The organism is Microbispora sp. GKU 823 (genome assembly GCF_002027145.1).
GTDB lineage: Bacteria > Actinomycetota > Actinomycetes > Streptosporangiales > Streptosporangiaceae > Microbispora > Microbispora siamensis.
In genome coordinates this window covers 26,366-36,020 of record NZ_MWJN01000091.1, presented here as the reverse complement: position 1 = coordinate 36,020, position 9,655 = coordinate 26,366, and the positions used below count along the sequence as shown (strand labels likewise).

Here is a 9,655-nt window from a genome sequence, read left to right as displayed (position 1 = left end):
ACCGGGGACGGTGTGGGAGAGTAGGACACCGCCGGACAATCTTTCGAGGAGGGCCACCCCAAGCGGGGTGGCCCTTCTGTGTTTATGAGGCCATGTCTTCACCCTGCGGAAACCGCGTCGACGGGAACGAAAGCTCCCTTCGAGGCCCGGGCGGTGGTGACGGCGCGCTAGGCTGGCAATGCCGGGCCGCCCCACCACGGGTGGCCTTCGTCGCATCGGACGAGAAGCGAAGGCTGCGGCGGACGCGATCCCAGCGGACCTGCGGCGCAAACAACGTGTCTTCCCTGGAACTCATCGGATATGGGGCGGATCCCCAACAGTCAGGACAGCGGGAAGACAGAGCCCTGCGGCCGGCGAACCGGACGCGGTGAGCAAGCAACAGAGGACAGAAGTGAACAGAGAAGACGGGCGCGACGGCGCGGGCCGTGGCGGAGACAACCGCGAAGAGAGCAGAAACCGGGCTGAGCGCTCCGGAGGATTCCGCGGTAATGGAGGAAGCGGCGGCTTCGGCGGTCGTTATGGAGAGCGGCGAGAAGGCTTCCGGAGCGACCGCGGCGACCGCGGCGAGCGCCCGTTCCAGTCCGACAGGCGCGGCAACCGCGACCAGGGCGGACCGTCCGGGGGACGGTTCGGTTCGCGTGATCGTGACGACAGGGCGACCGGCTCCTATGGAGATCGTGACAGGCGCGGCGGCTACCGTGACCGGGATGACCGCGGTCGCCGTCCCTTCGGCACCGGGGATCGCGCGGGTGGCCGAAGCGACGACCGTGGCGGATACCGCGACCGCGACGGAGGGCGGAGCTTCGACCGGCCGCGCGGGGCCGGCGGCTTCGAGGGACGCCGGGAATCCGGAAGCTACGAAGGACGCAAGGAAGCCGGAGGCTCCGAAGGACGCGGGGAGCGCGTCTATCAGGACCGGGACGCCTTCCGTACCGATCGGCCGCGTCGCTCCTACGGGGACCGTGACGGCTTCCGAGGCGGACAGGGCTCGCGGGACCGCGAGGAACGGGGCGGACGCCCGTTCCGATCGGACGACCGCGGCAGCCGGCCGTACGGTGAGCGCCGCACGGATCGGCGGGAAGGCGGCGGATACGGAGACCGCCCGCAGCGCCAGGGCGGCGGGTTCGGCGGACGCTACGGCTTCCGCGAGCGCGACGGCCGCGACAACCGTGAGGGTCGGGAGAGCAGGGAAGGCCGCTCCTTCACGCCTCGGTACGAGCGTGACGATCGTGACGGGTCCGGCAGTCGCCCGCCGCGACGTACGGACCAGGAGCGCGGTTACGGCCGCGACGACAGGGGCGGAAGCGGGTACGAGCGGCAGGACCGTCCCCGGCGTCCGTACGGCGATCGAGGCGGCGACCGGGGCACCGATCGTGCCTTCGGCGGCGAGGAGCGGCCGCGGCGTTCGTTCGGCGACCGCGACGGCAGGGGCGGCGGGGACAGGCCCAGGCGCCCCTATGGGGATCGGCAGGACACCGGTGGTGACCGATACCGCGACCGGGACTCGTTCCGCGACAGGCCGCGCCGTACGCCGGGGGACCAGCCCGGGGGGTCGTTCCGGGACCGCGACGACAGGCGCCCGGGCCGCGACCGTGACGAAGGGGCTCGGACGTTCCGCGGGCGTGAGTCGGGCTCCGGCGACCGGCCACGACGCCAGTTCGATGGCGATCGCGGTGCCCGGCCGTTCGGCAGGGACCGTGACGAGTCCAGGCCGTTCAGCGGCGACCGCGGCGCGGCACGTCCCTTCAGCCGCGACGATCGGGGCGGCAGCCGTACCCGCTATGGCAGGCCGGACGAGCAGAGCAGGCCGAGGACGCGGGAGGAGATTCCTCCGCTCGACCCGGACATCACGCCGGACGAGCTGGACCGGGAGGCGCGTGCGGAGCTCCGCTCGCTGCCGAACGACCTGGCGGATCTCGTGGCCAGCCACCTTGTGGCGGCCGCCCGTGCGCTGAGTGCGGAGGAGCCGGAGAAGGCCTACGAGCACGCCAAGGTGGCCCGCCGCTTCGCGGGCAGGATCGGCGTGGTCCGCGAGGCCACCGGGATCGCCGCCTACCACGCCGGTCAGTACGCCGAGGCGCTGGGCGACCTCCGGGCCGCCAGGCGGATCACCGGCTCGGACGAGTACCTGCCGATCATGGCGGACTGCGAGCGTGGGCTCGGGCGGCCCGAGCGGGCGCTCGACCTCGTCCGGTCGCGTGAGGCCGAACGGCTGGACCGCGCGGGCAAGATCGAACTGGCCATCGTGGAGTCCGGGGCCCGTCGCGACCTCGGCCAGCACGACGCGGCCGTGATCACGCTGCAGCGGGTTCCGGAACTGCGCGATCCCCAGCCGAAGCCGTGGTCGGCACGCCTCGCGTTCGCGTACGCGGACGCCCTGGCCGACGCGGGGCACGAGGAAGCGGCGACCGACTGGTTCGCCCGTGCCATGGCGTTCGACGAGGACGGGGAGACCGATGCGGCCGAACGCTACGCCGAGCTGACCGGCGGACTCATCGAGGACCTGGAGGAGGGCTACGACGAGTCCGGTGCCGAGTCCGGTGATCTCCTGGACGACCTTGCCGACGATGAAGAGGAAGTCGGCGACGAGGCGATTCGCGAGGCGGTCAAGGACGAGGAGGACGACGCGGACATCTCCGACGGCGACCTCTCCGACGACGGCGACCTCTCCGACGAGGGCGATCTGACCGACGACGCGGCGGACGGCGAGCCTGCGGACGGCGAGCCCGCGAACGACGATGCGGCCGTGACGTCCTCGGCCAGCGAGGTGCCCGCCCCAGCCGCACCGGCTGCACCGGCTGCACCGGCCGTACCGTCGGCATCGGCCGGAGAGGAGGCCCGCGACGCCGATGAGGTGGCCGAGCGGCCTTCGGCCACGAGCGCGCCGTCCTACGGCCCCGCGTTCATCGAGCCGGACTTCGGTGACGTGCTCGACGGCCCCGAGGATTCCGAGGATCCGGTGAAGCGTCAGGCCTGACGTTGTGGACGGGCGCCGCCTCGGCGGCGCCCGTCTACTTTTGCGTCGGGAGAAGCGGCGCTTTCAGGGGTTCGGGAGTCAGTGCGGGGTGCGGTCCAGCCAGTGCATGATTCCCGCGACGTTCGACGGCGCGCCGCTCAGCAGCTCGAACTGCTCGGCGGTGGCCTCGTCGGCGCGCAGCGCGGCGTACCGCTCCCGCGTCCGGTCGCGCACCATGGCGACGGCGTGATCGAGGTCGAGTCCCTCGGCCCTGGCCCGTCTGGTGAGGTCCACCCAGATCCGGAGCTCCTCGGCCGACCGTTCGAGGGTCGAGGGCACGTCCTCCACCGGTCCGTAGTGGCTGAACAGCAGCCGCTGCGGTTTCAGGGCCGTGAACAGCGCGATCGAGCCGAGGGCCACGTCGAGGTCGAAGTCCGGTGGCGGCGTGGCGGGCCGCAGGTCTCCGGTCTCGGGCAGATAGACGCCGGCGGCGTCGCCCACGTACAGGTCACCGGTGAGCGAGTCGAGCAGGCCCACGTGGTGCTTGGCATGGCCGGGGGAGTAGTGGCTCGCCAGGGTGCGGCCGTTGCCCAGATCGATCGTCCCGGTGTCGCCCAGAGCCCTGATGCGGGCCGCGTCGGTGGGCGCCAGAGTGCCGAACAGTACGTCGAGCTTGTCGCCCCAGACCATCTTGGCGCTCGCCATAAGCCGGGACGGATCGGCGAGATGGCGGGCGCCCTTCTCATGGACGACGATCTCCGCCGACGGATAGTAGTTCGCGATGTCCCCCACGCCGCCGGCGTGATCCAGGTGGATGTGGGTGACCACGACGGTCGCGAGATCGTCCGGTCCCACCCCGAGGGAGGACAGGGCGTCCCTGACCACGGGAGCCGAGGTCGAGGTGCCCGTCTCGACGAGGCAGGGGCGGTCGCCGAGGATCAGATAGCCCGCGGTGATGCCGGAATAGCCCGCCATCCGCGTGTCGATCTCGTAGACGTCGCCGCCGAGTGGAGTCACGTTGTCCACAGCCCACTCCTGAAACTAGAACCGGTATCCACAGAATGGCATTCAGGGCCGCGCCGGCCCAACCCGGCCACGCATAGTGATCTCCACGGCAGAGAGGAGATCACATGCACCGCAACGAGGTGGTGCTGGCCGGGCGGCTGTCCATGGAGCCGGCACACCGGGAACTGCCGAGCGGAGCCCTTCTGACGCAGTGGCGTCTCGCGGTCCGCAGGCCGGGGGGCCGCTCGGGCCATCAGCGGTCGGACGCGATCGAGTGCGCGACGCTCGACGACGTCGTGCGCGGCATGCTGACCGGGTGGCAACTCGATGATCTGGTGGAGGTGGAAGGCGCGCTGCGCCGCCGCTGGTGGCGGGGCGGCAGCCGCTACGAGATCGAGGTCCGTACGGCACGCCGCGTCGAAGCGGCCGTGCCCCGCGGCAAGCCGCGCAGGAGAAGGCCCCACGCCGACGACGGCACCGCCGCCGAGACCGGTCAGGCGGATCATGAGGATGCGGTCGCCGATGCGGGCGCAACCGAGCAGGCGGCCTCCGGTGGTGAGGCGTCCTCCGGTGCCTCCGGACATGAGGCGAAGCCCGGGAGCCTTCCGGCAGGCTCTTCGGACGGTCAGGCCGTCGGCCCTCCGGCGACGTCGTCCCGTGGCCACCGGGACGAGGCCGTCGTGGCTGAGCCGCCGGCGGGGTGATCAGTCAGTGGCGAAGGTCCGCATGACCAGGCCCGTACGGGGCTTGGGACCGAACGAGGTCGACTTGCGCGGCACCCGCTCGCCCTGCGCCGCGACAGTGAGGACGTCCTCCGTGGACAGCGGATTCAGCAGCACCGCCGTCCCGCCGAGCCGGCGCGCCCTCTCGACGGCGGCGAGCGCGTCGTGGTGCACGACCATCACCGACTGCTCGCTGTCGGTGATCCCCCACACCCTGGGCAGGAGGAACGTCGTGAGGATCGAGGTGTCGAGCATCCGCCACCGCGGGGACTGCCCGGACGGCATGGCGTGCTCGACCTGCAGCGGGTCCGGGTCCGTCAGAAGATGGGCGGGTCCCTCGCCGGCGAGCACGAAGGCGGGGCCGGTCGTCGTGGCGAGCCCCGCGAGGGCGTCTTCGAGCAAGGGGAACTCGTGGACCTGCCAGGCGCCCTTGGCCCGGGCGGCGGCCTCCTGCAGGGGCAGTCCCGGGATGACCCGGTGGATGGCCCTGAGGTCGGGCGGGTAGACCGTGGAGTCGACCAGGTACGCCAGGCCGTAGTCCCAAGGGCCGGGGCCGATGTGGTCCTTCTGCAGCGCCTCGTAAGTGGCGTAACGATGGTGACCATCCGCGATCAGCGCCTGGCGATCACGCAGGTCCTCCGCGACGGCTTCGATCTCGTGAGAGTCGGTCACCGCCCAGAGCCGATGGTGCACGCCCTCACGAGTCCGGACGTCCATAAGGGGGAAACGCTGTGTCGCCACGTCGTCGACGAGCCGGGAGGCGGTGCCGCCGCCTTCGTACAACAGGAAGATCGGCTCGAAGTTGGCCTGCGTGGCCCGCATCAGGGCGAGCCGGTCGGCGACGGGCTCCGGCAGGACATGCTCGTGCGGCAGGACCGAGGTCGACCCGACCCCGACGCCTCCGATCAGGCCCCGCTGCAGGAAACCGACACCGCTCTGCTCGTACACGTACAGACCGGGCAGGGAGTCGACCGTCAGCACCCCGTCGGAGAGCCACTCGCTCAGCGCGGCGCTGGCCTCACCGTAATGGCTGACCCCGGGAAGGATCAGGCGCACTACGTTGTTCGGATGACGACTGAGCAGTTCCCGCAGTTCGTCAGGGGAGATGAGATCGTACGGCGGGGAGGTGACAGCGGCCAGATCGTCCACCGCGTAACGGACGCCGTGGAACGGACGTAGCACCAGTCCCGCCCGTTCAGAACTCTCCATACCGGGCATGTTGCCATAAGTGCCCGGACTCCCCGACGCTGCGGTGCCCGGTTGCTTGTGAAATCGGAGTGCAGGAGGGCTTACCCCATGATCGAAGGACGAAACGAGGCCTCTGCTTCTTCCAATGATCCGGGCGGTACGCCTTCCGGCGGCGTCTATGAGTGGTTCAAGCGCGGCATGAAACTGCTCGAAGAGGGCAGCCCGGCCGCGGCGGCGGCGATCCTGGAGCATGCCGTACGGGCCGAGCCGGACTCGCGCAGCCTCCGTGAGGCCCTCGCGCGGGCCCAGTTCAACTCGAAGCGTTACGACGAGGCCGCGGGCAGCTTCCGCTGGATCGTCGACGCCAACCCCGCCGAGGACTACGCCTACTTCGGTCTCGGCTTGTCCCTGTGGCGCAGCGGTGACATCGAGGGAGCGCAGGAGCCCCTCGCGGTGGCCGTCGCGATGCGCCCCGACCTGCGGCACTACGTGTCCGCGCTGAAGCAGGTCAGGGCCACGCTGCGGGCGAGGCGGGCGTGACCGTAGGCCATACTTCCGACATGCCAGAAACCACCGGCGTGCTCGTGGACGCCTACGACACGCTGCTGCTCGACCTCGACGGTGTCGTCTACCTCGGTAAACACGCGGTCCCCGGTGCGCCGGAGGCGCTGGTGAAGGCCAGGGACCAGGGCGTGCGGCTCGCGTTCGTGACGAACAACGCGTCCCGCACGCCGGGGGCGATCGCCCAGCACCTCAGCCATCTCGGCATTCCGGCCGCTCCGCAGGACGTGGTGACGTCCGCACAGGCGGCGGCCCGGCTGGTCGCCGAGCACGTACCGGCGGGCTCGGCCGTCCTTGTGGTGGGCGGCATGGGACTGCGGATGGCGCTGCGCGAGCACGGCCTGCGCCCCGTGACCACGGCCCTGGACGCGCCCGCCGCCGTGGTGCAGGGCATCGCCGACAACCTGTCCTACGGGCTGCTGTGCGAAGGGGCGCTCGCCGTACGTCAAGGCGCGTGGTTCGTCGCGGCGAACGGCGACACGACCATGCCGACGGGCCGGGGCGAGCAGCCCGGAAACGGATCGATGAGCCGTGTGATCGCCACCGCGGCCGGCGTCGAACCTGTGGTCGCGGGCAAGCCGGAGCCACCGTTGCACCGCGAGTCGATGATTCGCACCCGCGCCGAGAGGCCGCTGATCGTCGGCGACCGGCTCGACACCGACATCGAGGGCGCGACCCGGGCCGGTGTCGACAGCCTGCTCGTGCTGACCGGCGTCGCCACTCCTCTCGACGTGCTCACCGCCGCGCCTCACCACCGCCCCACTCACATCGCCGCCGACCTGTCCGGCCTGCACGCCCCCGTGGTCCCCGTGCGGCGTGGATCGGGCGGCTGGACCTGCGGCGGCTGGACGGCCGTGTGGCAGGACGGGAAACTCGTGCTCGCCGGGGAGGGCGACCCTGTCGAGGGGCTGCGCGCCGCGTGCGCCGCCACCTGGGAGGCGGCGGGGGACGGCCGAGCGGACGAGGACGCGGTGAAGGCCGCCCTGGCGGCGCTCGGCCGCTGACCGATGTGGGGGCGGTGTCGTCGCACGCACCACGCGTCACGGCGTCCGCCTGCGTTCGAGATCGCCCCGCGCAGCGCCGTCTGCCCGCGTTCCAGGTCGTCGCCCCGCAACGCCGTCCGCTTTGCGTTCGAGGTCGTGGCCCCACCCAACGCCGTCCGCCTGCGTTTCAGGTCGTCGCCCCGCGACCCCGCCCGCTTTGCGTTCGAGGCCGCGGCCCCGCAACCCGCCCGCTCAGACATGCCGCGTTCTCGCGGTCCGGATCCCGCTATGTACGGCGTGCTCCGTGCGGCGTGGTCTGTGCGGAGGCGGCCAGAGGAACTCGCGTCGGAGGGGCTGGTATCAGAGGAGCTTGCGCAGGCGCAGCAGATCGCCGAGGCTCGCGTCGATCTTGACCCGGCCGCCCAGCAGCGCGCGGCCCATGTCGAGCTCGCCGTTCACCATCGAGACCAGGTCCTCGCTCTTGAGCGTCAGCTTGACCTCGGCGGGCCGGCCGTCCTCCGGGGGCACCTCCTTGAAGGGGTCGAGCCCGCCCCGGTGGATGCGGCCGTAGAAGGTCACGCCGAGGTCGGAGATCCGGCAGGCCAGCCGGCGTTCGACCACGTGCTTGGCACGGTCCTCCTCGCTTATCTCGCCGAACTGCTCGACGAGTTTGTCCAGCGCCGCCCGGCATTCCTCGACGGTCGCCATGCGCCTGCCTTTCTCCTCGCGGACCGTGTCTCTTCGCGGACCATGTCTCCTTGCGAACCGCGCACGGATCACCGGTCGACGATGCGATTCCCCTCTACCTACCGACAGTAGCTTTCCACGGGCGGCCCGCGCGAAATCCGCGTCGGGTCATGGAAAGGCAACGGCACGAGTTCGGCGGTCCGCGAGCCGTAGATTTCGCAACCAAAGGGACGGCGAGGTGTGGGCGGCCTCGCTCAGGACTTGAGGCGAGATCACGCGATGCGTGCTCCCCCTGGAAGGGCCGGATGGCGCACGATCGTCGGTGGCGTCCGATAGCGTCGAGGCGACCAGCCCCGGCGCGAGCGTGAGGCCGCGCACGGGAAGCTGGACAGGCAAGCGTGACGGGGCAGCTGATCGGAGCAGGAAGGGACCATGACGGACAGCGGGATCGCGGCCGGGGAACACCTCTCCTCGGGCGCCGACGGCGTGCAGGCCGCGTTGTCGCCTCTCGGACGGCTGGCTCACGCGCCGGTCTCCGAGCATGTGGGCGTCTTCGAACAGGTCCTCGCCGGCCTCGAAGCGGTGCTCGCGTCCGTGGAGGATGCCGACGGGCGGCAGCCGGAAACCCACGGCGGCCGGGAGAACGATCAGTGAGCGCCACGGGAGCGGCCGCGGACGCCACGAGAGGGACGCGGACGCCGGTCCGGACGGCACGTGACCGTGCGGAGCGGGCCCGGTGAAGCGCGTACGGCTCGACAGCGAACTCGTACGCCGCGGGCTCGCCCGGTCCAGAGAGCAGGCGGCCCAGCTCATCGAGGCGGGCCGGGTCAGCGTCGGAGGACGGGTGGCGGGCAAGGCGGCCACGCAGGTGGACACCGCCGCTCCCATCGTTGTCGCCGAGACGGCCGAGGACCCGACTACGTGTCCAGGGGCGCGCACAAGCTGCTCGGCGCGCTGCGCGCGTTCGAAGGGCTCCGCGTTGAGGGGCGCCGGTGCCTCGACGCGGGAGCCTCGACCGGCGGCTTCACCGACGTGCTGCTCAGGCACGGCGCCGCCCACGTGCTCGCGGTCGACGTGGGATACGGCCAGCTCGCCTGGTCGCTGCGTACGGACGAGCGGGTCACGGTGATGGAGCGGGTCAACGTGCGCGACCTGACCCCGGAGATGGTGGGCGAGCCGCCGACGCTGATCGTGGGAGATCTGTCCTTCATCTCCCTCCGGCTCGTCCTCCCGGCCCTGGTGCGCTGCGCGGCCGAGGTGGCGGAGTTCGCGATGCTGGTCAAGCCGCAGTTCGAGGTGGGCAAGGAGCGCGTGGGCTCGGGAGGCGTCGTACGCGACCCGGCTCTGCGGGCGGAGGCGGTGCGGGACGTCGCTGCGGCGGCGGGCTCGCTGGGCCTGACGGTGAAGGGCGTGACGGCGAGCCCGCTGCCGGGGCCGTCGGGGAACGTGGAATACGTTCTGTGGCTCGGGAAGGGGCCGGGACACGACCCCGTGCCCGACGTGGACGCGGCCATCGACACGGCGGTCGCGGAGGGGCCCCGGTGAAAGCGGGC

General features: G+C 71.5%; 8 protein-coding genes and 1 pseudogene. 6 read left to right on the top strand and 3 right to left on the bottom strand.

What is annotated here, in order from left to right; all coding sequences use genetic code 11:
• Positions 1-1,918: 1,918 nt before the first annotated feature.
• Positions 1,919-2,977, top strand: a complete 1,059-nt coding sequence (locus B1L11_RS34040) for a hypothetical protein (RefSeq protein ID WP_256863131.1) — start codon at positions 1,919-1,921, stop codon at positions 2,975-2,977.
• Positions 2,978-3,055: 78 nt separating this feature from the next.
• Here B1L11_RS34040 and B1L11_RS34035 read toward each other — a convergent pair whose 3' ends face one another.
• Positions 3,056-3,982 (bottom strand): MBL fold metallo-hydrolase, encoded by a 927-nt coding sequence (locus B1L11_RS34035; protein ID WP_239108846.1) that lies wholly within the window; start codon positions 3,980-3,982, stop codon positions 3,056-3,058.
• Positions 3,983-4,086: 104 nt separating this feature from the next.
• On the opposite strand from B1L11_RS34035, the gene B1L11_RS48900 reads away from it, so the two are divergent.
• Complete coding sequence (locus B1L11_RS48900) at positions 4,087-4,665, top strand: single-stranded DNA-binding protein (RefSeq protein ID WP_079319436.1); 579 nt, start codon at positions 4,087-4,089, stop codon at positions 4,663-4,665.
• Here the strand turns inward: B1L11_RS48900 and B1L11_RS34025 are convergent, their stop codons facing one another.
• Complete coding sequence (locus tag B1L11_RS34025) at positions 4,666-5,892, bottom strand: DUF1015 family protein (protein WP_256863130.1); 1,227 nt, start codon at positions 5,890-5,892, stop codon at positions 4,666-4,668.
• A gap of 177 nt (positions 5,893-6,069) precedes the next feature.
• On the opposite strand from B1L11_RS34025, the gene B1L11_RS34020 reads away from it, so the two are divergent.
• Together B1L11_RS34020 and B1L11_RS34015 are read left to right on the top strand one after the other, a co-directional pair.
• Positions 6,070-6,411, top strand: coding sequence for a M48 family metallopeptidase (locus tag B1L11_RS34020; protein ID WP_226873954.1), 342 nt, complete (start codon positions 6,070-6,072; stop codon positions 6,409-6,411).
• Positions 6,412-6,431: 20 nt separating this feature from the next.
• A complete protein-coding gene (locus B1L11_RS34015) occupies positions 6,432-7,436 on the top strand; it encodes an HAD-IIA family hydrolase (RefSeq protein ID WP_079319433.1) in 1,005 nt (334 codons plus the stop codon).
• Positions 7,437-7,775: 339 nt separating this feature from the next.
• Here the strand turns inward: B1L11_RS34015 and B1L11_RS34010 are convergent, their stop codons facing one another.
• Positions 7,776-8,123, bottom strand: a complete 348-nt coding sequence (locus B1L11_RS34010; RefSeq protein WP_079319432.1) for an SCP2 sterol-binding domain-containing protein — start codon at positions 8,121-8,123, stop codon at positions 7,776-7,778.
• A gap of 411 nt (positions 8,124-8,534) precedes the next feature.
• Here B1L11_RS34010 and B1L11_RS34005 point away from each other — a divergent pair, with 411 nt between their 5' ends.
• Together B1L11_RS34005 and B1L11_RS34000 are read left to right on the top strand one after the other, a co-directional pair.
• Positions 8,535-8,756: a hypothetical protein gene (locus B1L11_RS34005; RefSeq protein WP_079319431.1), complete on the top strand. Its 222-nt coding sequence runs from the start codon at positions 8,535-8,537 to the stop codon at positions 8,754-8,756.
• 82 nt (positions 8,757-8,838) lie between these two features.
• Positions 8,839-9,647: pseudogene (locus B1L11_RS34000) on the top strand (TlyA family RNA methyltransferase).
• Positions 9,648-9,655 lie beyond the last annotated feature (8 nt).

Bases quoted from the DNA above. Each gene is read 5' to 3' on its own strand.
- B1L11_RS34025 (WP_256863130.1), bottom strand. From the start codon at position 5,892: ATGGAGAGTTCTGAACGGGCGGGACTGGTGCTACGTCCGTTCCACGGC.
- B1L11_RS34010 (WP_079319432.1), bottom strand. From the start codon at position 8,123: ATGGCGACCGTCGAGGAATGCCGGGCGGCGCTGGACAAACTCGTCGAG.
- B1L11_RS48900 (WP_079319436.1), top strand. From the start codon at position 4,087: ATGCACCGCAACGAGGTGGTGCTGGCCGGGCGGCTGTCCATGGAGCCG.
- B1L11_RS34015 (WP_079319433.1), top strand. From the start codon at position 6,432: ATGCCAGAAACCACCGGCGTGCTCGTGGACGCCTACGACACGCTGCTG.
- B1L11_RS34020 (WP_226873954.1), top strand. From the start codon at position 6,070: ATGAAACTGCTCGAAGAGGGCAGCCCGGCCGCGGCGGCGGCGATCCTG.
- B1L11_RS34005 (WP_079319431.1), top strand. From the start codon at position 8,535: ATGACGGACAGCGGGATCGCGGCCGGGGAACACCTCTCCTCGGGCGCC.